The 22,767-nt window shown below is 38.6% G+C and carries 25 protein-coding genes; 16 read left to right on the forward strand and 9 right to left on the reverse strand.

The features are described 5' to 3' along the window. Positions 1–109 precede the first annotated feature (109 nt). The 9 genes from LQ227_RS25225 (at position 110) to LQ227_RS25265 (ending at position 8,514) form a co-directional block, all read left to right on the forward strand. Positions 110–685, forward strand: a complete 576-nt coding sequence (locus tag LQ227_RS25225) for a Crp/Fnr family transcriptional regulator (protein ID WP_230146399.1) — start codon at positions 110–112, stop codon at positions 683–685. A 227-nt stretch (positions 686–912) separates the two neighbouring features. Further along, positions 913–1,707 carry an SDR family NAD(P)-dependent oxidoreductase gene (locus LQ227_RS25230; RefSeq protein ID WP_230146398.1) on the forward strand — a complete coding sequence of 265 codons (795 nt, stop codon included), beginning with the start codon at positions 913–915 and terminating at the stop codon, positions 1,705–1,707. 164 nt (positions 1,708–1,871) lie between these two features. After that, on the forward strand, positions 1,872–2,966 hold the full coding sequence (locus LQ227_RS25235) for a hypothetical protein (RefSeq protein ID WP_230146397.1): 1,095 nt from the start codon (positions 1,872–1,874) through the stop codon (positions 2,964–2,966). A gap of 127 nt (positions 2,967–3,093) precedes the next feature. Continuing rightward, positions 3,094–3,696: an RNA polymerase sigma-70 factor gene (locus tag LQ227_RS25240; RefSeq protein ID WP_230146712.1), complete on the forward strand. Its 603-nt coding sequence runs from the start codon at positions 3,094–3,096 to the stop codon at positions 3,694–3,696. A 10-nt stretch (positions 3,697–3,706) separates the two neighbouring features. Then, on the forward strand, positions 3,707–4,666 hold the full coding sequence (locus tag LQ227_RS25245; protein ID WP_230151874.1) for a FecR family protein: 960 nt from the start codon (positions 3,707–3,709) through the stop codon (positions 4,664–4,666). Next, a complete protein-coding gene (locus tag LQ227_RS25250) occupies positions 4,666–6,402 on the forward strand; it encodes an STN and carboxypeptidase regulatory-like domain-containing protein (protein ID WP_230151876.1) in 1,737 nt (578 codons plus the stop codon). The genes LQ227_RS25245 and LQ227_RS25250 overlap by 1 nt, the downstream gene beginning before the upstream one ends. Before the next feature lie 70 nt (positions 6,403–6,472). Next, a complete protein-coding gene (locus tag LQ227_RS25255; protein ID WP_230151878.1) occupies positions 6,473–6,634 on the forward strand; it encodes a hypothetical protein in 162 nt (53 codons plus the stop codon). Positions 6,635–6,902: 268 nt separating this feature from the next. Continuing rightward, complete coding sequence (locus LQ227_RS25260) at positions 6,903–7,493, forward strand: YdeI family protein (protein WP_230151880.1); 591 nt, start codon at positions 6,903–6,905, stop codon at positions 7,491–7,493. Between the two features lie 52 nt (positions 7,494–7,545). Beyond that, a complete protein-coding gene (locus LQ227_RS25265) occupies positions 7,546–8,514 on the forward strand; it encodes a YafY family protein (RefSeq protein WP_230146391.1) in 969 nt (322 codons plus the stop codon). Between the two features lie 327 nt (positions 8,515–8,841). Here LQ227_RS25265 and LQ227_RS25270 read toward each other — a convergent pair whose 3' ends face one another. Beyond that, the gene (locus tag LQ227_RS25270) at positions 8,842–9,300 is read right to left on the reverse strand and encodes a DinB family protein (RefSeq protein WP_230151882.1); all 459 of its coding nucleotides are present in this window, start codon (positions 9,298–9,300) and stop codon (positions 8,842–8,844) included. Between the two features lie 102 nt (positions 9,301–9,402). After that, a complete protein-coding gene (locus tag LQ227_RS25275) occupies positions 9,403–9,795 on the reverse strand; it encodes a helix-turn-helix domain-containing protein (RefSeq protein ID WP_230146389.1) in 393 nt (130 codons plus the stop codon). A 92-nt stretch (positions 9,796–9,887) separates the two neighbouring features. Here LQ227_RS25275 and LQ227_RS25280 point away from each other — a divergent pair, with 92 nt between their 5' ends. Continuing rightward, a complete protein-coding gene (locus LQ227_RS25280) occupies positions 9,888–10,628 on the forward strand; it encodes an SDR family NAD(P)-dependent oxidoreductase (RefSeq protein WP_230146388.1) in 741 nt (246 codons plus the stop codon). Positions 10,629–10,703: 75 nt separating this feature from the next. Here LQ227_RS25280 and LQ227_RS25285 read toward each other — a convergent pair whose 3' ends face one another. Next, positions 10,704–11,462 carry a response regulator transcription factor gene (locus tag LQ227_RS25285; protein WP_230151885.1) on the reverse strand — a complete coding sequence of 253 codons (759 nt, stop codon included), beginning with the start codon at positions 11,460–11,462 and terminating at the stop codon, positions 10,704–10,706. Positions 11,463–11,546: 84 nt separating this feature from the next. On the opposite strand from LQ227_RS25285, the gene LQ227_RS25290 reads away from it, so the two are divergent. Genes LQ227_RS25290 through LQ227_RS25300 form a run of 3 tightly spaced genes read left to right on the forward strand, consistent with a single transcriptional unit; the run spans position 11,547 to position 14,860 of the window. Continuing rightward, entirely contained in the window at positions 11,547–11,795 is a 249-nt protein-coding gene (locus tag LQ227_RS25290; RefSeq protein WP_230146386.1) for a hypothetical protein, read from the forward strand. Between the two features lie 5 nt (positions 11,796–11,800). Continuing rightward, on the forward strand, positions 11,801–12,532 hold the full coding sequence (locus tag LQ227_RS25295) for a DUF3667 domain-containing protein (RefSeq protein WP_230151887.1): 732 nt from the start codon (positions 11,801–11,803) through the stop codon (positions 12,530–12,532). A 54-nt stretch (positions 12,533–12,586) separates the two neighbouring features. After that, positions 12,587–14,860: an alpha-galactosidase gene (locus LQ227_RS25300; RefSeq protein ID WP_230151889.1), complete on the forward strand. Its 2,274-nt coding sequence runs from the start codon at positions 12,587–12,589 to the stop codon at positions 14,858–14,860. A gap of 784 nt (positions 14,861–15,644) precedes the next feature. Here the strand turns inward: LQ227_RS25300 and LQ227_RS25305 are convergent. The 4 genes from LQ227_RS25305 to LQ227_RS25320 are packed head-to-tail and all read right to left on the reverse strand — an operon-like array spanning position 15,645 to position 18,777. Then, positions 15,645–17,015: a HAMP domain-containing sensor histidine kinase gene (locus LQ227_RS25305; RefSeq protein ID WP_230151900.1), complete on the reverse strand. Its 1,371-nt coding sequence runs from the start codon at positions 17,013–17,015 to the stop codon at positions 15,645–15,647. Beyond that, the gene (locus LQ227_RS25310; RefSeq protein ID WP_230151903.1) at positions 16,957–17,631 is read right to left on the reverse strand and encodes a response regulator transcription factor; all 675 of its coding nucleotides are present in this window, start codon (positions 17,629–17,631) and stop codon (positions 16,957–16,959) included. The genes LQ227_RS25305 and LQ227_RS25310 overlap by 59 nt, the downstream gene beginning before the upstream one ends. 5 nt (positions 17,632–17,636) lie before the next feature. Further along, complete coding sequence (locus LQ227_RS25315; RefSeq protein WP_230146381.1) at positions 17,637–18,488, reverse strand: hypothetical protein; 852 nt, start codon at positions 18,486–18,488, stop codon at positions 17,637–17,639. 4 nt (positions 18,489–18,492) lie between these two features. After that, on the reverse strand, positions 18,493–18,777 hold the full coding sequence (locus LQ227_RS25320) for a hypothetical protein (protein ID WP_230146380.1): 285 nt from the start codon (positions 18,775–18,777) through the stop codon (positions 18,493–18,495). Between the two features lie 194 nt (positions 18,778–18,971). Between LQ227_RS25320 and LQ227_RS25325 the strand changes: the two genes are divergently transcribed. Further along, positions 18,972–19,769, forward strand: coding sequence for a DUF4382 domain-containing protein (locus LQ227_RS25325; RefSeq protein ID WP_230146379.1), 798 nt, complete (start codon positions 18,972–18,974; stop codon positions 19,767–19,769). 30 nt (positions 19,770–19,799) lie between these two features. Beyond that, positions 19,800–20,306 (forward strand): hypothetical protein, encoded by a 507-nt coding sequence (locus LQ227_RS25330; RefSeq protein WP_230151904.1) that lies wholly within the window; start codon positions 19,800–19,802, stop codon positions 20,304–20,306. 50 nt (positions 20,307–20,356) lie between these two features. Here LQ227_RS25330 and LQ227_RS25335 read toward each other — a convergent pair whose 3' ends face one another. Then, positions 20,357–20,527 carry a quinol oxidase subunit 4 gene (locus LQ227_RS25335; protein ID WP_230151906.1) on the reverse strand — a complete coding sequence of 57 codons (171 nt, stop codon included), beginning with the start codon at positions 20,525–20,527 and terminating at the stop codon, positions 20,357–20,359. Positions 20,528–20,729: 202 nt separating this feature from the next. Then, a complete protein-coding gene (locus LQ227_RS25340; protein WP_230146375.1) occupies positions 20,730–20,981 on the reverse strand; it encodes a hypothetical protein in 252 nt (83 codons plus the stop codon). Positions 20,982–21,579: 598 nt separating this feature from the next. On the opposite strand from LQ227_RS25340, the gene LQ227_RS25345 reads away from it, so the two are divergent. After that, positions 21,580–22,455 (forward strand): alpha/beta fold hydrolase, encoded by an 876-nt coding sequence (locus LQ227_RS25345; protein WP_230151909.1) that lies wholly within the window; start codon positions 21,580–21,582, stop codon positions 22,453–22,455. Positions 22,456–22,767 lie beyond the last annotated feature (312 nt).

The following is a 22,767-nucleotide window of genomic DNA, read 5'->3' on the forward strand; positions in this document are numbered from 1 at the left end:
TTGAAGTGCAAATTTTGAGATATTAACGACCAATCCACTTACCAATTGGTAAAAACGGTCTGAGCCTGTATTTTTGTTCAACTCAATTCCATACCATATATAAATCCCAATGCCGAACAAACTTATCAGCTACCTGAAACTGTACCATCAAATTTCGGCAGCAGAAGAACAGTATATCGCGGAAGCCTTTAATCGCAAAACGTTTAAAGAGGGAGAAGCGCTCTCCCAGCCTGGCAGTATTAGCAAAGAACTTTTTTTTATTATTGAGGGCGTACTCCGGATTGTTATCCGAAATGAAAAAGGGAATGAAGTGACCCATTATTTTTTAAAGGAAAACCAGTTTTGTACGATATTGAATAGTTTCCATAAGCAGATACCGGCGGAGGAGTGTATACAGGCAGCCTGCAATTGTGAGGTTTTAGGCATTAGCAGAACAGCGCTTTTGAAACTTTACGAACAGGTGCCATATCTTAAAACAGCTATTGATCAGATTACACAACAAGCTTTAATAGACAAGATCAATATCCGAAATGCCTATTTGGGGCAGGATTCTGCCAATAGATACCGATTGTTTGTTGCCCGTCAGGCCGACATTGCCCTACGCGTATCATTAACAGATGTAGCTTCTTATTTGGGCATCACGCCGCAATCTTTATCCAGGATCAGAAGACAGATCAATAACTAGTTATTATCTTCACTAATTACAAGGGCTCTTTTTTAACGGCAAATGATAGGGGAGGCTATTTTGGCATTTCTTGCTTTAACCTGTCCGTGTTCGAAACAATACCGATTTTTGTAGCCTTGCCATTCATTTTAGCATATTCCTATGACACTTTTTATCCAAAAAATTGTTCAGTTTGTATAACCCTAGGGCAATAATTATTTTGGTATAAACATTATTAAAAAGGAAAAATGGATTTACAATTAAAGCATAAAACGGCTTTTATAAGCGGCTCTACCGCTGGGATCGGATTCGCAATTGCCGAAAGTTTACTAAAAGAAGGTGTAAAAGTAGTTATCAATGGCCGGTCGCAAAGCAGCGTAGACGATGCAGTCAAATCGTTGCAAGGTATTGCCGGGAACGAATTTATTTCAGGAATAGCTGCTGATTTTTCGAAAGCCGATGAAGTAAATGACCTGATCGATAAACTTCCAGAGATAGATATTCTGATCAATAACGCAGGCATTTTTGAACCTAAAGCTTTTGAAGAGATCAGTGATGACGATTGGTTTAGGTTTTTCGAAGTTAACGTAATGAGTGGAATCAGGTTGTCGCGGCAGCTATTCCCCAAAATGTTAAAGAAAAATTGGGGCAGGATTATTTTTATCTCCAGCGAATCGGCCGTGTTTATCCCGGATGAAATGATCCACTATGGCATGACTAAAACTGCACAGCTGGCGGTTAGCCGAGGTTTGGCAGAATTAACCCAAGGCACCGGGGTAACCGTCAATTCAATTTTGCCCGGCCCTACCAAATCAAAAGGGGTTGGAACTTTTATTGAAGATTTAGCCAAAAATGGAAACATCACTATTGCTGAGGTAGAAGCTGATTTCTTTAAGAACATGCGGCCTACTTCCTTACTGCAACGCTTTCTTGATGTGAGTGAAATTGCAAATGCGGTTACTTTTTATGTAAGTCCGTTAGCCTCCGGAACCAATGGTGCCGCCATTAGGGTAGAAGGCGGTTTGGTGAGATCAATATTATAGCTGATTTAGGCGTTTATATTTTATATTATGCTAGTAAACTTTTAATTTATCGTTTTCAGCTGTTAAAAAAAGACTTTTAATAATATTGGGGAGCAAGAAATATTTTTTTGCTGCACGTAGGGGTAAGTGTCGTGTTTGTTGTCTCATTTTAAAATTATACAGAAATGGACACAACTTCGACAAAAATTAAAAACAGCTTTACGGCATGCATCAATTTCAAAAAAGCATCTGGTGTTAAAGCATTGGGTTTAGCTATACTATTAAGCACAGGTTTAAATGGTTTTGCACAAGAAGGCAAAAAAGGTAAAGTAAATGTGGGTTTTGTATACCCAGTAAGCACAAACGGAACCCATGCAACACTAGATACAAATGTATTTTCTTTAAACGCTTTGGTTGGTGTTTCGGCAGCAGAAAAAGGGCTCTCATTTGCAGGCCTTTCCAATATCGTGCGTAAAAATGCAAGCGGTACACAGTTGGCAGGTTTTTCTAACCACATTGGTGGCCAAGCAAGTGGGGCACAGTTTGCAGGTTTCATCAATACTTATGGTGGAGGAAATGGGGCCGCTATTGCAGGTTTCGCCAATATCTCAAAAGAAAACAGTGGTGCACAGGTAGCTGGTTTTATGAACTTGACTTCGAAAAATGTTTCTGCAGTGCAGGTTGCAGGTTTTATGAATAAAGCCGCCGATGTAAAAGGATCGCAAATTGCAGGTTTTATCAATGTGGCAAAGAAAGTGAAAGGCGTTCAGCTTGCTGGTTTTATTAACGTGGCCGATAGCAGCGATTATCCGATCGGGATTATCAATATTGTTAAAAATGGCGAGAAAAGTATTGCTTTAACTACCAACCAGAATTTAACAACCATGGCCACATTCAGATCGGGCGGGAAAGTATTATATGGTATTATCGGAGCTGGTTATAACTTTAAAAATAAAGATGAGGTTTATGCTTTCGAAGCAGGTTTGGGTGCTCACTTTTTTCAATCAGAACACTTTAGGTTAAATGCAGAACTTACATCGGGTTCATTACAAAACTTTAAACGTGGCAATTATTTCAAATCTACGTTTCAGTTACTGCCTTCGCTTAGGATAGGCCAGAATTTAGAAATTTTTGCAGGACCATCGTTCAATTTTGTATCAACCAATACCGAAGAAGGAAAAACCCTACAGAAACACTATGTGAAAAGCTGGGATAGAAAAGACAATACCTTACATGCCCTGTTTTTAGGATATACAGGTGGTTTGGCAATTAGTTTTTAAAAATGAATTATTGAATGACTGAATTTTGAATGATTGAATTTGTGCACTAGCTAATATTCTCTTATTCAGTCCTTCTCTCATTCAATCAATATGTCCTTCTCTCATTCAATTATTAAAAGATATATATTTGATTACAATTAAACCCGTGGAATTAACAGTAGTAGCTTCCGAAATCAGCCATCAATACCATGATGATGCCGCATTTGAACATTTGTTCAAAACGCATTACAATGCACTGCACGCTTATGCTCAGGTGATTTTAAAAGATGAAGATGTTGCTGAAGAAATTGTACAGGGAATGTTCTTAAAGTTTTGGGAAAAAAGAGAGAACCTTAAAATACAATCTATAAAAGCATACCTCTACAAATGTGTTTACAACGATAGTTTAAATTACATTAAACAGGAAAAAACCAAAAGCAAATACCAGGAATTTACGGTACACACCATGAATACAGAACATGAACCTGCTGCTGCAAAAATCGAATTTACTGAACTACAGCAACATTTAAGAGATGCCCTGAGCCATTTACCAGAACAATGCCGCACCATTTTTCAAATGAGCAGGTTCGAAGAATTGAAATACCGCGAAATTGCCGATCATTTAGGTCTGTCAATCAAAACGGTAGAAAATCAAATGGGAAAGGCTTTAAGGATTTTAAGACTAAAACTTGCCGACTTCCTGGTGTTTATTTTACTCGGATTATGGTATTACAACGATTTTTTTAATTAGAAGAAAGCGCATGACTGATGAATTATTGATAAAGGTTCTTCTAAAAGAAAGTACTATAGAAGAAAACGAAAAGGTAGAAAAGTGGCTAAACGCTGCTGAAGCCAATAAAAAGCATTTTACCCAGCTGGAAACCATCTGGCAGGTAAGCAATACCTTAAAAAACGATAACAAAAGGGATGAAGAGCAGGCATGGGCAAGTTTTAAGGCGAGAAGAGCAGATTTAAAACCAGAGAGCGACAACAGCAAACGGTTAAATGCCAGTAGAGTCTGGCTAAGGATAGCAGCAGTTTTGTTTATTGCCGTTGGGGGATGGATCGCATATAGTTTATATGGCCCCGGAAAATATACCGAACTCACGGCTACCTACCAGGTACGTACCGAAACCTTACCTGATGGATCGGCACTTACGTTAAACAAGAATACCAAAATAAGCTATGCCGCTAACTTTAAAAACAACAGAAAACTGAAGTTGGAACAAGGTGACGTGTTTTTTGATGTAGCCAAAGATAAAACGCATCCTTTTATAATTGATATCGAAAAGGTAAGTGTAGAAGTAGTGGGTACGTCTTTCAATATTAAGCATATAAAAAAGGATACCGAAATTAATGTAGAAACCGGAATTGTAAAGGTTCGCCTGGCCAATGATGAGATTAAGCTTTATAAGGGCGAAAAAATCCATATCGACGGCAATACCCGTAAACTGGTAAAAGAACAAAGCACCGATCAGCTCTACAATTACTATCGTAGCAATCTATTTCAGGCGAATAACATTTCTTTATCCAAGCTGATAGTTACTTTGAATGAGGCTTATGGAAGCAACATTATTTTGGATGAAAAGATTAAAGGCTTAACAATTAATACCACTTTAAAAATGGGATCGGTAAACCAGAATCTTGAAATTATCTGCCAAACCTTAAATTTACAGTTATCCCGTAACGGCAACACCATTTTGTTGTCTGCTAAAAAATAATGAAGACAGGACTAATTATTTTATTACTCTTTATTTCGGGCTATTGTTACGCACAGGTTGCCACAGTCGATTATAGAAGGAATTTATCCAAAGGAGTAAGCTTAAATGTTAAGCAGGAACGGGTTGGCAATGTTTTGCAGATGATCAGCAAAGCTGGCGGGTTCTATTTTTCTTATAATGGTGTACTGTTCCGACAGGATAGCCTGGTTAGCCTGAATGTTAAAAATGTTCCGGTACGTGAAGTTTTAGATCAGCTATTTGATGGTAAGGTAGATTATAAAGAAAATGCCGAATACATCATTCTTCGCTATGCCGTAAATCATTTAACAATAGAAGCAGAGCATATTGCCAACGGCGACAATGAATATGCAATAAGCGGTTACGTGGTTGATATCCGAACCGGTAGTAAAGTTAAACAGGCCAGTGTCTACGAAAAAAAACTGCTTCAGGCTGCACTTACAGATAACAACGGTTATTTTACCCTGCGTTTTAGAGGCGAGCACAATGGTGTGATTTTAACGGCAAGTAAAGAAACCTATCGCGATACTGCCCTGGTTTTCCTGGCTGATATTAATATAAAGCCTGAGAAATACGAAGATCCGGACAAAGAAAAAGGTGCATTTTTCACCAATACTTTTGGTGGACGTGGCATATGGCGTTTTTTGCTTTCCTCAAAGCAACGCATCCAGAATCTTAATATTCCAGATTTTTTGGCACAAACACCTTTTCAGGCATCGTTTACCCCTGGCTTAAGTTCGCATGGCAGCATGAGTTCTAGTGTAGTAAACAAGGCATCTTTAAATGTACTTGGTGGTTATACTGCCGGAACAAATGGCTTTGAAATAGCGGGTGCGTTTAATTTAACCAAAGGCGATATTAAAAAGATTCAGGTAGCGGGCTTGTTCAATGTAGTTGGCGGATCAGTAAAAGGAACTCAATTTTCGGGTGCCTACAACGATGTAAATATGAATGTAGATGGTTTGCAGGTGGCCGGTTTATTAAATAGGGTAGAAAGTAAGGTTAGCGGAGCGCAATTGGCCGGGGTGGGCAATCTTGCTGGCAAAGATGTTAAAGGAGTGCAAGTAGCCGGACTGGTTAATGTGAGCAAAAATACCACAGGAGTTCAGCTGGCAGGTGTATTGAATAAAACCTCAGGCCGTTTAAAGGGCATGCAGCTTGCCGGATTGGTTAATCAAACTAAAAACATGGACGGTTTTCAACTGGCTGTGGTAAATCTGGCCGATTCATCATCGGGTATCAGTATCGGGTTGATCAACCTATCCAATAATGGCTACCGCAAAATAACAGTATATAACAACGAGGTAATCAATACCAACATCGCCTTTAAAACCGGAAATGCTAAATTATATACCTTATTAATTGCGGGTAAAAATTTTTCAGATACTGCCCGAGCATTTACTTTTGGATTAGGCCTTGGTCATGATTTTATATTAAACAAACATTTTGCTATCTCCGCCGAAGGAACCATTCAATCTATATATCTCGGCAATTTTGAAGAAGCAAACAACCTTTACAGGCTCCAGGTAAACCTGCAGTTTAATGCTTTGTCGAGGCTTGCTTTTTTTGCAGGACCCGCGTATTCATATTACGTGAAGGGAGAAGCTATTCCTGGCGAAAATTATAAAAAGGAAGTGGCGCCTGCTTGGAGCCATCATTTTAAAAATGGTGCACAAGGTTGGTTAGGCTGGAATTTTGGCGTTATGGTTGCGCTGTAGATCGTTTATTTTTGCCAATTTTATGGCTTCAATTAATTAAATGGCTATATTTGGTTACCAATTTAATCTTATGTTATTATTTGCAGTTCCGCTATATTTTATTGCCTTTTTTGGTTGGATCATTTACGCTGCCTTGATTAAGAAAAACTTGAAACAAAACATGCCAATGTTTTATTTTGGAGGTGTGTTTAGCTTGATCTGGATGGTGATTGTAACCATTGCCTATATTTAATTAGTATTCTACTGTCTCCACTGTTGCATGGCCAGCCTTTTCTTTAATATTGATTACGTTTATTTTGTTTATGCCTTTGAAATCTATTATCCAGATAAAGAAGGAGCGCTGACGGCTCAAACAGAATAAAAATTGTTTTCTAAGGATCTTTATAAAAGATAAAATCACAACTGCCATAGGGTTGTCACTCCGCCTGCTAAATTTGCTGCATGTTTAAAATAATTGACGGATCAATGTTCCTGAAAATTATTTTATTAATTGCGAAATAGTGGAAAACAAAGTAAAAGATATAGAAACTTTTTGTCCTGTCAACATCAAAGAATGGCGGGATTGGTTAGCCACCAATCATGAGCTTAAATCGTCAGTATGGCTTGTTTATGGCAAAAAAGGTTCTGGTTTGCCAAGCATTACCTGGAGCGAAGCTGTAGATGAGGCGCTTTGTTTCGGCTGGATAGACAGTATAAAAAAGCCCATAGATAAGGAGAGGTTTATGCAGTTTTTCTGTAAACGGAAACCCAAAAGCATTTGGTCGAAAATCAATAAGGAAAAGGTAAAGCGCCTGTTGGCACAAAAACTTATCGCAAAAGCAGGTTTAGAAGCCATTAAAAAGGCCAAACAAAATGGGTCGTGGACAGTTTTGGATGCAGTAGAAACACTTAAAATACCTAAAGATTTAGCTTTAGAATTTAAAAACAGTAAAAACGCAAAGATTTTTTTTCTTGGCCTAAGTAAATCCGCTAAGAAAGCCATCTTACAATGGATTGTACTGGCAAAAAGAGCAGAAACCCGGCAAAACAGAATTCTTGAACTTGTAAAATCTTCATCAGAAAAGGTACTGCCTAAGCAATTTCTCCCCTAATGGGCAAGCCGTATAAATTAGCTGTTTAATTAAATACCCAACATTTTTAAAAATGGATATTACCAAAAGATTTGACCGGATATTACAGATATTTTTTCTATTGCAATCTAAATCTGTAGTAACTACTGAAGAATTACAAAAGCGGTTCGAAATTAGTATAAGAACGATCTACAGGGATTTAAAAGCCCTTGAGATTGCCGGTATTCCGATCGTTAATGAATCAGGATCTGGTTATTCGATTATGGAAGGGTTTAGGCTACAGCCATCAAGGTTTAGTCAGGAAGAAATTCTCAGCTTAATGGTTGCCGAAAAAGTGATGCAGAAACATGAAACCGAGTTTATCAAAAAACATTTTGAGGTAGCACTTATCAAAATAAAAAGTTCTTTTCAGGTGCATCAAAAAAGAGATTTCCTGCATTTAGAAGACACAATACATCTTAAAAACGATTTTAAATCTAATGATTACCTGCCTAACATTATCGATGTTTTACTCAATAGTACCTTAAAGAAAAAAATAACCCATATCAATTATCTCAAAGGTGGTGATATTCATCCGATAGGAAGATCAGTAGAGCCAATCGGCGTATTCTACGAACACAGTCTTTGGTATCTTTTAGCCTATTGCCATTTAAGGAATGATTACCGCAATTTTAGGTTAGACAGGATCAAAAAAGTTCTGGTGCTTGAAGAAAACTTTACTATTGCACACCCGCCAATTAACGAATTCAGGGATAAAAGCCTATCTGAAAATGTGATGAAAGTCGAAATTAAGGTAGACCGGAAGTACGCACATTTTCTATATTGGGAACGGCAGATTTTTGGATTTACAGGCGAAGAAATTTCAGATGATTTTGTGGTCATGTATTTCGATTGTTCCCTTTCTGTGGTTTCTTTTGTGCGCTGGTTTGTTAAATTTGTTGATGTTGCCGAGATTATAGAACCAGCCCATTTAAACAACGAGCTGATTGAAATAATGGAAGCTGGTTTGAAGAGAATAAATAACAAAGAGGTTGTATCATAAATATAGAATTGTCATCCTGAGGGATAATTTATTTTATAAAAATGAAAGTGGAATTTAAAAGACAATAAATCCCCTCAAAGTATCGTCATTGCGAGAAGGCTTTTTTAGCCGACGAAGCAATCTCTATGCAAGGAACACTCGCATGAAAGATTGCTTCGTCGTTCCTCCTCGCAATTACGATTTTTTATTGGAGTTCATCAACGGTGGCCAGTTGGAGTAACCGTGTAAATGTCTCGCAAACTTTTCGACAAGCTCCCTGTAGGAGTCCTTTGTACAACATGACAGCATCTGAGGTGAAATAGCCTTTATGATACAGTCTCCTGCTTTTTAATAACGGTCCCAGAAAAATGGAGGCTCAATGCCTAAGGCCCTTAAGTATACAAAACCTTGCCCGCGGTGATGTATTTCGTTATCAATGAAATACAAAAGGTGGCTAATGATCGAAAACTCGTACTGCCCGAATAATTTAATAGTTTCGTGAAGCTGATCTTCAGCGATTTGGTTAAAGAATTCCACAATTTTTGGGGTATCCTCATCCCATTTTGTTAGTAGCTCTTCTTTGTTATTAAGCGGAAGATCATGGCTAAAGGGAGCTGTTTCTCTGGTGACCATTTCTTTTAAACCAGGAACATTAATGGATAACAACTCTTTAATTAATGAAGAAAACGGCCTCATTCCACCGACCGAAAGTTCGAATAATTCTTTCTCGGGAAATTTTTCAATGGTTTTTCTGGTTAGTTTTCTGTGGCCTAACCAATGCTGTAATAATTCGCTTTTAGTAATCATAGTTGCTGACATCTTGTTATATTAATTTAATAGAACAAAACTAAGACAGGCCTATGACAGCTGTTTGTCAGTCGAAAAACAGCATATTATTTTATTGAAAATTTATTTGTCTTGCAATACGTTAGCAGATAAATCTTGTGTTTGGTTAATGTGCTTCCGGTACATATTGCCCCAGTCAGACATCGCATCGAGCATTGGTTTCATGGTACGGCCCAAATCGGTAAGGCGGTATTCTACCCTTGGCGGCACTTCAGGAAAAACAACCCGGGTAATAATCTGGTCTTTCTCCAGTTCTCTCAACTGAGCCACCAACATTCTTTCTGATATGCCGATAATGTCTTTTTTAAGTTCACCATAGCGCATGGTACCATAAGAAAGGCGGCACAATATAGCGGGTTTCCACCTTCCACCGATTACCGCCAGCGACGAGGACATGCCACAGCTGTCGATCATCATTTTTTCGTTCAAAGCATTGGTTGATGTTTCTTTCCTCATTTCTTACTTTTTTGTTAGTACCTAACAATTTGCTGCTTACCTGCAAATGTAAAGTATCTCTTTTACTTTAGCATAAAATTTAAAAAATACAGATGAAAAAACTAACAGATAAAATTGCTTTGGTAACAGGAGGAAGCCGGGGCATAGGTGCAGCGATTGTAAAAAGATTGGCTGCCGAGGGTGCAAAAGTGGTATTTACCTATGCAAATTCACCAGAAAAAGCTTTGGCCGTAGTGGCTGAGGTTGAAGCCGCAGGTGGGCTCGCTGTGGCGATAAAAGCAAGCAGTACCCTACCAGCTGAAGTAACTGGCGCAGTGGTTAAAACAATTGCCGATTTTGGCCACATTGATATCCTGATCAATAACGCCGGTATTTACATTGGCAAAGCCTTTGAAGAACATACACTTGAAGATTATAACGAAATTATGGCCGTTAATGTACAAGCAGTTTTTGTGGCGGCTTTGGCTGCGGTAAAAGGCATGCCCGAAGGCGGCCGGATCATTACCATTGGCAGCAATATGGGCGATAACGCTCTTGGTCCTGAAACCACTTTGTATACCATGAGCAAATCGGCACTTCAGGGTTTTACACGCGGTTTAGCACGCGATCTTGGTGCCCGAAAAATTACGGTAAACCTGATTCAGCCCGGACCAATCAATACCGATATGAATCCCGCAGATACACCATTGGCTGATTTCTTGAGAACCCGTATGGCTTTGCCAGATTATGGTACAGTAGAAGATATTGCATCATTTGTAAGCTTTATTGCAAGCGAAGAAGCCAGATACATCACCGGCTCGTTTTTAACAATTGATGGTGGGTTGAACGCATAAAGCGATCGCCAATAAAGCCAGGCTTTGGCCGGGGCTGCAAACCTCGGCCAAAGTATTGTATAAAAATGGATAAGGCTAAATCATCTTACTATTAACCGCACGTGAAAGTGCTTCAACCATATTACTCACTTCCAATCGTTCAAAAATCCGTCGCCTATAATACTTTACGGTATCGGGAGCGACAAATATTTTTTCGGCAATTTGGTTAATGGTTAAGCCTTGGGCGTGCAATTGCAATATTTCGATTTCCCTCTTGCTGAGTTTTGGTTTCTCTGATTTCTGCCAGATTTTACTTTCGATATTTAGCGCCCATAGCTCATCAGTACCTTGTTTGTATATACAGATATTGCCCGCCTGCTGATGGTGTGAAAGGGAGACAATACACATCGCTTTCCACATTTTACCTTCGCCAGTTAAAAACAAGGGGGTAAGTTTATGGTTAATCAGCGTGGGTTTACCTTCCCGGTTAATCAGATGAAAATCGTAAGTGATACTATAATGTTTTTTTTCTTCATCAGGTAATTTGGCAAAAAAATCGAATCCCGCTTCGTTAATCAGACTCAATAATGTAAGATCCTTTTCAGGTACATTTTTAAAATAAAATTCATAGCCTAAATCCAAAACTTCGTTAGGCGAATAACCACATAAAAATAAGGGGTTTTCTGAAACATACTCAAACGCCATTTTTTCGTAATCGATTACATACACACTTTCGTAGGTTAAGCGTGCAAAAGCTTTTATAGCTTCCATATAATCTTGCTGCTGAAGATCTTCGGTTGATATTTTTTCAACCTTATTCTTGGTTAGCAAAGTGGAGGTAATGGTGTCTTTCATTTAAGGGATGGCTTAATAGCAAATTTACACTAAAGTGTAGCCTTTGAAAATATTTTTGTATCCACTTTTATAGAAAAGATTTGAATGATGAAAAAATGGTCTGAATTAAGCTTGGCAGAATTAAATAAAACCAAGTCGAAGTTAAAGGGTGCCTTAATTGGATTTATCATATTAGGAGTGCTTATTTCTTTAGCCTTGTTTTTTCTCAAGGCAAAATTGGTATTATTCATCCCAGCAATGGTGCTACCCATTACCTGGTTGCCTATTTACATCTCCTTAAAATCGGTAAATGATGAGATCAGATTACGTAATACAACAAATATTAATCAATAAATTATATGCATCCTGATCTAATCAATTGCAGAAACTGCAGCCATGTTGTAAATGATGATTTCTGCGGCCGTTGTGGTCAGCCTGTGCATGTTAAAAGGGTAGATGCGCACTATATCTTACACGAAATACAACATATTCTACATTTCGAAAAAGGAATATTGTTTACCGTAAAAGAACTGCTCATCAGGCCCGGCCAAAATATCAGAACATTCATTACTGAGAACCGCAGCCGTTTGGTAAAACCGGTTATATTTATCATCGTTAGCTCGTTAATTTATACGGTGATTAGTCATTTCTTTCATATTGAAGATGGTTATGTTGAGTTTAAGGAGGTAAAAAAAACGAGCATCGGTTTAATTTTCGAATGGGTACAGGGACATTATGGTTATGCAAATGTTTTAATGGGTGTTTGCATTTCCTTGTGGTTAAAATTATTTTTTAAAAAATACAGCTACAATTTCTTCGAAATATTGATCCTGCTGTGCTTTGTAATGGGAATTGGCATGTTAATCATTTCTCTTTTTGCCATTGCTGAAGGACTTAGTAAAATCAGTTTCATGAAAGTTTCGGGTATTACAGGGGCAGTTTATACTACATGGGCTATAGCACAGTTTTTTAACGGCAAAAAAGTAGCAAGTTACCTAAAAGCAATTATTGCTTATAGCTTGGGAATGTTAACATTTGTCCTTTTATTGGTGTTTTTAGGGGTTTCAGTCGATTTATTGATAAAACATTAAACGTTCGTAAAATCTCCGCAATTTCCATATTTTAGCATGACTGACAACAAGAATATGCTGAAATTAATAGGGCTGAAAAGTACAATCGCCTTGAAACTAACCAAATTGCCTGCAGGTAATCCCCATCCGCTTTATAAAGTAATAATATTGCTGTTTGCGGTGGTTTTAAATTATGGGTTTGCCGAAGTCTTAGCCCAGCAGATCCCAGTTTGGAAAAGCGCCCTGGATAATTTGAGTACTGTAGATTGGCTTGTTCATGCAGAAGGTCATCCTGCAGCTGTTTTTAAAAGTGCAGATCAAAAAGATATTATTTTAAGCAATGGCCTGCTTAAGCGGGTGTTCCGTTTATCGCCAAATGTGGCCTGTACCGATCTTCGTAACCTGACTACCGGAGAGCAGTTGCTCCGGTCAGTTAAACCAGAGGCCCAGGTGAGCATTAACGGCAAAAAATACAATATTGGTGGTTTATATGGCCAGACAGAAAATGCCTACATTACTACAGGCATACTTGGTAGTTTGAAAGCGAATGAAAACGATTTTCAGTTCCAGGCTTATGAAATTGCTGCATTGCCACAGTTTATTAAATGGAAACCAGGCTCCATGTGGACGGCCAACAAGAAAAATCCAACAGGCAAAACATTAACATTTACTTATAAAAGCGCAGACACTAAACTAAACGGTGTTTTTGTTAAGGTAAATTATGCATTATACGATGGACTTCCATTGATGACCAAATGGGTAACAGTCGAGAATAAAACAGATGCGCCAATCAAGATTGATCAGGTGGTAAATGAGGTGCTCGGCGTAGTAGAAGAAGAAAGCGCTGTTGTGGGTGGTACCGATAAAATGAAAACACCACATGGTATTTATATCGAAAGTAATTTTGCCTTTAACAATGCCATGAAGTACAGTTTAAGTGATCAGAGTACGCATTGGAAGGCCGACAGCCTTTATACCTCACAGGTGAATTACGATAAAACCACTCCTTGTTTATTGGAGGTATATCCATATAAGGGCGTGAATGTTGAACTCGCTGCAGGTGAGGTATTCAGCTCTATCCGCACCAACGAGCTTTTAATGGATAGTTATGATCGGGAAAGACGGGGTTTGGCCATTCGTAAAATGTACCGCGTTATTGCACCGTGGACAACTCAAAATCCAATCTTTATGCACCTGGTGAGCAAGAACGATCAACAGGTAAAAAATGCCATTGATCAGTGTGCGGCAACCGGATACGAAGCGCTGATTTTAAGTTTTGGAAGCCACCTGAATATGGAAGATTCTACCGCATTAAATATCCATAAGTGGAAAAACCTTGCCGAATATGCCCATGCTAAAAATATAAAAATCGGCGGTTATTCGCTTTTTAGTTCCAGAAGAATTAGTGATGAAGATGATGTGATTAGTCCGCTGACTGGAAAACCAGGAGGTGCCTTTTTCGGTAACGCACCGTGTTTTGGTAGTAAATGGGGTTTGAGTTATCGCGATAAAATCAAATATTTTTTCAAGAAAACAGGATTCGACATCTGGGAAAACGACGGGCCTTACCCTGGTGATGTATGTGCCTCAACCACACACCCGGGGCACAAAGGGCTGGCCGATAGCCAATGGACACAGATGGAAATGCAAAAAGAACTTTACCACTGGTTAAGTGAACGGGGCGTTTACATCAATGCACCCGACTGGTATTTTTTAGATGGTACCAATAAAATTGCAATTGGCTATCGTGAAGTGAATTTTTCGTTGCCAAGGACTAACCAGATGATTTTGAACCGACAGAATATTTTTGACGGTACCTGGGAGAAAACACCGAGTATGGGCTGGGGTTTTGTGCCACTTACGGCCTATCAGGGAGGAGGGGCAGAAGCCGTACTTGAGCCACTTGCTGATCACCTTAAGGACTATAAACAGTTGATGATGCAATATTATGGGGCAGGGGTTCAGGCCTGTTACCGTGGCCCCCGTTTGTATGATACCGAAGCCACCAAAGAAATTGTAAAAGGCGTAATCAATTGGTACAATCAATACCGCGATATTCTCAATAGCGACATTATACACCTGCGCAGGGCCGACGGCAGAGATTGGGATGGTATTTTACATGTAAACCCCAGCCTGAAAACAAAGGGCTTGTTAATGGTTTATAACCCCTTGGATCAGGATATAGAAAGGGTAATATCAGTTCCTTTATATTATGCAGGCATAACCCGTAATGTAGTTGTAACCGATGAAGCAGGAAAGAAAACGAGTCATGTAGTAGATGCATCACATAAAATTCAACTTAAAATCAAGATCAAAGCAGAAGGGTATACCTGGCTTAAGATGGAATAGACTGTTGAAATATTGCCAAAGAAAATAGGTTGTATCACAAAGGCGGTTTTACCTCAAATGCTGTCATGTTGTCCAAAGGACTCCTACAAAGAACTTGTCGAAACACCTTGAGGCGTATTTAACAGCTCCTTCGACAGGCTATCATTGACAGATTGTAAAAACTGGTCGTCATTCTCACGCAGGCGGGAACCACGAAGTGCTCAGCGAAGCTAATCTTAATGCAGTATATAATCATTTTCGCATTCTGATTTCTTGAAAGGATGGCTAATGACTATATTCGTCTATCAGAAAAATCTGACGCATCTCATGAATGAATTTGAAAAAAAGGGCAGAAACGATATTCTCCGCTCATTGGCAAGTATGTTTTTGTTCAGCATATATGTATTGGTAACTTATCACGTGGCCTTGGGGTACATAGATAAGTCTAAACTTATAGTACAAATTATTAGGTTAGTGCTAACAGTACTCATGCTCTACCTGGTTTTTAAAGGCCATAGTTGGGCTCGAAATCTTTTTAGTGCACTTACTGTTCTGAGTATGTTGATCCTGATACCAGCGATATTCAGTGATAATGCAATTGAGAACAAGATTCCTCTGTTTACCGGTTTGATTATCTATTCTTTAGCTTTATACAGGGTGAATTTTTTAGCAAGTGCAAAAGCTTATTTTGAATATATAAAGGCAAATCGATGAGGATTTGGACAATAATTTTTCTTGCTATCTGTGTCATTCTCACCATTGGAGTAGAAATCTACATCAAACGGAACAAATAACATTTTTAATCTTATCCCTCGAAAATAACTTTAAAACTTGTCCCTTCTCCCGGTATTGAATTCACCTGAATCTTTAAGTTAAGGTAGTTTGCTATGCTTTTTACAATGGCAAGCCCTAAGCCATAGCCCGCATTTTCGGCATGACCGGTTTTTTTAAATCGGTTAAATACGTGTGGTATATCTTCTGCTTTAATGCCTTGGCCACTATCGCTAACCTGAATGGAATAATAACCTTTTTCGAGATGATCAGAAATCTGTATACTTCCATTTTCTTTGTTAAACTTAATGGCATTGTTAATTAAGTTATAAAAGAGCTGAAATAAAAGATCATGATTGATGTTGCTTAAACTTTTGTTATGGCTAAGGTCGATGTCGATCTGAATGTTTTTTTCCTCGAGCCTATGGCTTATTTCTTCCACTATTTCATTAAGGAGTGTTTGTGGCTCTATCTCATCCTGTTTGGAGAATTGCTCATTTTCTATTCTCGAAATGAGTAGTAGCGAACGCGATATTTTCTTTAACCGCTCCAGTGTTTTCATCATATCCACAATGTGTTCCTGTACCGCTTCGGATGCCGATTCTTCAGTAAGCAGGTTTTCCATCTTGTTTTGTAATATACTAATGGGCGTCATAAACTCATGCGAGGCATTTGCCGTAAATTCCCGCTCCTTTTCAAAAGCCTCGTTAATCTGGTCCATTAACGAAATGAGTGAATGATCGAGGTATTTAAAGTCTTGTGTACTGGTTTTAATATGGCCATGTTTCTTTTTAAAGGGAAACCGGCTATTGGTCAGCCTTAATTTGATAATCTGACTAAGTGGTTTGATTAACTGCCGGGTAAAAATCAAATCTATAATAATACTTAGGGCAATAAGAATGATAAGCACGTATAAAGCAAAGCGTTGGAGCGCATCGTTATAAAGGTTAATGCTGGCGGTGGTTTTACCGATTTCTAAGAGGTAGTTTTTTTGGTTTTTTTGAAAAGTAAAACTCAGCACCCGATACGCGATGGTATCTTGTTCTACAATACGTTTGGTATCGCGTATGGTGTCTAATTTCAGTGTTTGTGCTACCGTTTCAAGTGCAATGTATTCATCTTTCAGCATGGTGTAGCTCCCATAACTGTTATCCCCTTCGAAGTAATAATCTATTCCCTTTTTATTGATATTCTGGAGTACTTTTTTCTGTTGGTTTCTAAGCGAAAAGTTGGTGTAGTTAGCAGCAATCTGCCCGATCAGAAAAGGAAGCAAAAGGATAAACAGACCTACAATGGCAAGTTTAGATCCGGTAATAAATAAAATAAGTTTAGTAGATAGTTTCAAATTACTTCTTAATTCTATAACCAACGCCTCTAACCGTTTCCAGCCATTCGGTAGGGGCATAACCGTTTAATTTCTTCCTGATATTTTTAATGTGTGCATCAATGTAATTAGAGTCGTAATCATCATCAACAAAGTTGCCCCAAATATGTTCGCTTAATTGCATCCGGGTAAGCACCCTGTTTTTATGCAGTAAAAGGTAGCTTAAAAGATCAAATTCTTTGCGCGAAAGTTCAATCTGCTCCTCCTCAAAAAATACAAAGCGTTTTTGCAGATCGATGTTAAAGTTTCCGAGTGGAATTAACGCTTCGGCCACTTTAAATTTTCGCCTGGCAATGGCCTGCATCCGCGATTGAAGTTCGGGTAAAAAGAAAGGCTTCGCTAAATAATCGTCTGCGCCCATGTCTAAGCCTGCCACCCGGTCTTCTAATTTTCCTCTCGCCGTAAGAATAATATAGGCCGCATCTGGGTTGCTTTTCTTCGCCTTGCTGAGCAGTTCAAAGCCATCACCATCTGGCAAGCCCAAATCAATCAGCACATAATCATATTGGTTTAGTTCTAGTTTATTAAAACCCTGTTTAAAACTATGGGCCAGATCGCACAAGAAGAAAGCCTTTTTAAGAAACTTTTCCATTTCAAAGGCAAGTGTTTTTTCATCTTCTATGATCAGTACCTTCATGAGGATTAAAATTGATAATAAACTGCTAAACCGAAGAATGATTGTTGATGTTTTACATTTTCTTCTTTTCTGTTTCCAAGTATGGAGAATTGATAACTGGCCTCTGCAAGGAAATTTCCATTACTCCAGTTTAAAGGTAACTTAAAATTGTAAGACAATAGTTTGAACTGATTGACCGTATTTTCAACTACCTCGGTGGTGCTCCCGTTAACGATTCCCGGAGCGGTATCACTTTTTCCCTTTCCATTCCCATTAGCGTTCTGCCTTTTGTTTTTTTCGATGATATAGGTTTCGTAAAAGCGGGTGGTACCTGCTGTAATCTCTACAGCTGGCGTAATTGAAATAAGATTCTTTTCATTGAATACCGTTCCCAATTCGATTTCTTTTGAATTTCCGAAACTGATAAATCCATCGGTTTGCTTTCCGAAGGCCAAATCGAGACTAAGATCTGTTTTAAACCAAGGCCATTGGTAGGCGGCCGATGCATTGATGTTATTGTTGTTGGATGCCTGAAGCAAAGGAGAATTAGCGGGAAAAAAAGAATGGGTATAGGCTAGTCCGGCAGTAAATTTTTCATTAAAATCATAATCGTAACCTACGCCTAAATCTGTTTCCGAAATGGTTGAGCCATAGTTTAAGAGCTTATAACCACCGCCCGAAAAATATAAACCGCTTGGAAACCGTAAGGTAGCGTTAAAGAGTACATACGGATATTTTTCAGGGGTAACCTGCCCGTAATAATTAATGTTACTGTTGTACATGGCCGCAAGTGTAAGCGTAGCTTTTGTCGAATCTTGCTGTGCCTTTACATTTGATATCACCAAAAATGAGAAGAAAATTAAGAGACGGGTGCGCATATAGTTATGGCCTTTTAATCTTAGGTTTAATAATCTTGATGGGTTTTACCTTTACTTTGGGCTTTACCGCCATGGGTTTTAGCTGTTTTTTGGCTTTTGGTACTTCTTTGATCTGAAGTGGCTCAGGTTTTTGGTTTTCGGGCTGTTTGTCTTTTTTTGCCTTATCCTGTTTTTTAATCAGTTCTTCCTGCTGATTTGAAACAGTTAAAGCGGTAGAATCTTGTTGCAGGGCAAAAACACCCGATAACGGGGCAATAGCCAGGCAAAAAATAACGGCGAATCGGATCATTTTATAAATATAAAAAAAGTTTACCCCCTAAGAGGTAAACCCTACCTAAAAACCACCATACATGGTGCGCTCACATTTCAAAAGTAGGATGGCAACATGAAATTAAGATGAAAAAAATAAAATTTAAATTTCATGTTGGTTTCATCTTCGGCCCTCAACTTTGAAGCGTAAAACTTTAAATAAAATCTACAGTTATGAAAACAAATTTTGTAAATACCATTTTAGCCGTCTTCGTTGTAATCGGGATGACTGTCTTTTATGGGTGTAAAAAAAATGAATCAAGCCAGGGAACAACTAAAGTTCAGATTAAAATGACGGATGCTCCGGGTAACTTCGATAAGATTAATTTAAGTGTAAAAGAGATTGTACTGGTATCGGGCGATAAACCTTATGTATTTGCAGCTAGTGCAGGTATATTCGATATCCTTGATTTTAGGATCGGCACCAGTAACCCTGATATTTTGGTTGCTTCAGGTGAAATGCCTTCAGGCGAAATTACCGAAATCAGACTGGTACTCAACGAAACCGGAAATACAATTGTGGTAAATGGGGTTCAACAGGAACTTAAAACACCAAGTGCACAATCTTCTGGCTGGAAAGTAAAATTAACCGCTAATCCTGAATTGGTTGAAGGCGCTGCTTATACATTGCTATTAGACTTTGATGCGGCGAAATCTATCGTAAGCACCGGAAACGGAAAATATTTATTAAAACCAGTGGTACGTGGAATCGCGTCAGCAACTACCGGATTGATTTCGGGAACTGTTTTGCCTTTAGCAAGCCATCCTGAAGTTTTGGTTATTGCTGGTACAGATACTGTGGGTACCGTTGCCGATCCTTTAACTGGTAAGTTTACAGTTGGTGGCTTATCTTCAGGTACCTATTCAGTTAAATTTGCACCGGTTGTTGGTTATAGAGATAGTACCATTACGGCTGTTAAAGTGGCTCTAGGTCAAAACACTTCGTTGGGCACGGTTACCTTAAAACAGTAAAACCCATTATTCATATCTAAATTTAAAACGATGAAAAAGCTATTCTTGCTGTTATTACTTGTGGTAAGCAGCAGCCTCACTTTTAAAGCTCAGGCTCAGGTAAGTGTAAACATAAATATTGGGGCACAGCCTGCATGGGGCCCAACCGGCTATGATTATGTAGATTATTACTACCTGCCCGATATTGAGAGTTATTATTATGTGCCCAAAAAACAGTTTATTTATATGGGTCCAGGAGGTTGGGTTTTTACCACATCGCTTCCACCGAGATATAGCGGGTATGATTTATATAACGGCTATAAGGTCGTAATTAACTCACGTCAGCCTTACCGTTATTTCGAAACCCACAAAGTAAAATATGCCAAATTTAAAGGCAACCATGGGCAATCGGCAATAGGGAAGAGCAAAGGGCAGAAATATGCACCGGCCAAGGGTAATGGCAAGGTTTATAAAGGCGATAAAGGAAAACCCTCACAGCATTTTAATAAAGGAAACGGAAATGGCAAAGGCCATGGAAACGGTAAGGGAAAACATTAGTTGTTTGTGTAATAAAGAAAGAAACCCTCCAAATTTGGAGGGTTTTCTTTTTAATTTCTTTTTTGTTGCCCTGGAGCAAAAGGCCTGGCAGATTTTGAACCTGTTCCTTTTTTAGCTTGCCCTGGAGGGACTTTTCCACTATTACCAGCAGTTCTGATACTATAACAAGCACTGGTAAGCAGCATTACTGATAACGCTACAATAAGATATATCTGTTTCATAGTTATTGATAAGCCATAAGTGTGCCAATTGCTGCCTCCCTTCCTGTCCGTAGCGTTAAGCTTGCCTCTCTATGGGTAATACTGGCATTAAGTTTATGGCCTAATAATACTCGCAAAATTGAGTCTGAGACTCTTTTCTATTGATAAACCTATAAATCTTGCGGAACACAATAGGTAGTGGTAGCAAATTCGCCATCATCTTTTATTTCAAACCTCTTTCTTTTAAAAGGTTCTCTAATTCCTGATTGTTATATTTTGAGTTGTTTGTCAGCTTATAAATGAAAAATAAGGGGATGAGTGTTAAAAAACCCAAACTGTTTTTCATCACGCTGTAAAATACAACACCGATCAGAAATCCAATTAATATGGCATTGGTTATGACTGCCGATTTCCTTTTTTTTGCTTCTAGCAGCAACGCTTCGTCTGTTAATTCCGTTAGATTTTTTTGTTCCATTTTCCGTGGTTTTGAGCGTAATCTCTTGTGGGTAATATTCAAATATACGTGTTAAACGCAACTACTAAAAGTGGTAGATTAGGTTTAATTAAAAAAGCTCATCTTTCGATGAGTTTAGTTAAAAGGTTATTTAACAAAGCCCTTCGACAAACTACCATTAACAGATTCCAAAAGAAAGGCCGTCGTTGCGAGGCACGAAGACAACCGAACGAAGCGAGCTCATGAATGCCTTTGAAAACAACTGCAAAAATGAATAATCTTAAATCGCTCGCTACTAGCGATAGTTGTAAGATTGCTTCGTCGGCTGAAAAAGCCTTCTCGCAATGACGATAATCTGAGGAGATTTAATTTTTTAAATTCTCCTGTCATTAATATTGAATTTTTATAAAATAATTACTCCTCAGGATGACATTCTATATTTATGATACACCATTAGCTGGGTTCATTTGCAATTTTTTCTAAACATACTGGCATCAACCTTCAAATCTGCAATGTCGCAATCCGCCACCGAAGTTGTCGTTTTTACGTCGTGGTAAAGCCCCGAATGAATCTCATATTTGTATGGTTAATATCGTTCAAACTAAATTTAAACAGCTTTATGAAAAATTTATTTCAAAAAGGTAAGATCCTTAAATCAGTACTACTTTTCGCAATCATCATGTTTGCAGCAGCTCAATCAAAAGCGCAACAACTTAAGCCTGCCGAGAGCGGTTATGCACCGGTTAACGGCCTTAAAGTTTATTACGAAGTATATGGTGAGGGTAAACCGCTCATCTTACTGCATGGTGCTTTTATGACTATCGAAACAAACTGGGGGCAATTAATACCCGAATTATCGAAAACCAGAAAAGTAATCGCTATTGAGTTACAGGGACACGGACACACACCTTTTTCTGATCGGAAATTAGACCAGGCTGTGCTGGCAAGTGATGTGGAGGGCGTAATGAAACATTTAAAAGTAGACAGTGCCGATGTTGCAGGGTATAGCATGGGTGGCTCTATAGCCTATAAGTTAGCCATACAAAGTCCTAAACGCGTAAAAAAATTAGTGGTCATTTCTTCTACTTATAAAAGTACTGGCTGGAAACCTGAAATAGCAGATGCATTTAAAAATATGAAACCTGAAATGTTTGCAAATACACCTATGAAAACGGCATATGATGCGGTAGCGCCTGACAAAACAAAATGGACAAAATTTATAGAACAGATGATTGTTTTTGCAGGGACAACATTCGACATGGGCGACGCCAATATTGCGAAAATTACTTCACCCGTATTAATCATCGCAGGAGATAATGACGGCCTGGATAAAGTAGAACTGAGTAAAACCTACCAATTACTTGGCGGCGACAAATTTTCCGATATGGGGGCGATGCCAAAATCTCATTTGGCCATTGTCCCTGGCCAGGGGCATGTGAGTTTAATGATGCAGACGAAAATAATCTCAACTTACCTAAATGATTTTTTAAAGTAACATAGACCAAAAGAAGAGTCTGTGTCACAAGTTCTGATTCCATTCGGATTTGTCAGGTTGTCCAAAGGACTCCTACGGAGAGCTTCCCGATGAATCGGGACAAGTAGTCGAAACGCTTTACGGGCATTAAACAGGGCTTTCGATAGGCTATCAATGACAGATTCCAATAGAAAGATCGTCATTGCTGTAAAGGTTTAGTAATTCGGTAATGAACTAGTTTATTTTTTGTTATTTATATTGACCATTTCCACAGGCTTTTTACCATTAATTCCTTGGTGTGGTCTTTCCCAGTTATAATATACAATATACTTT

Source organism: Pedobacter sp. Bi27, from assembly GCF_918698255.1.
Taxonomy (GTDB): domain Bacteria; phylum Bacteroidota; class Bacteroidia; order Sphingobacteriales; family Sphingobacteriaceae; genus Pedobacter.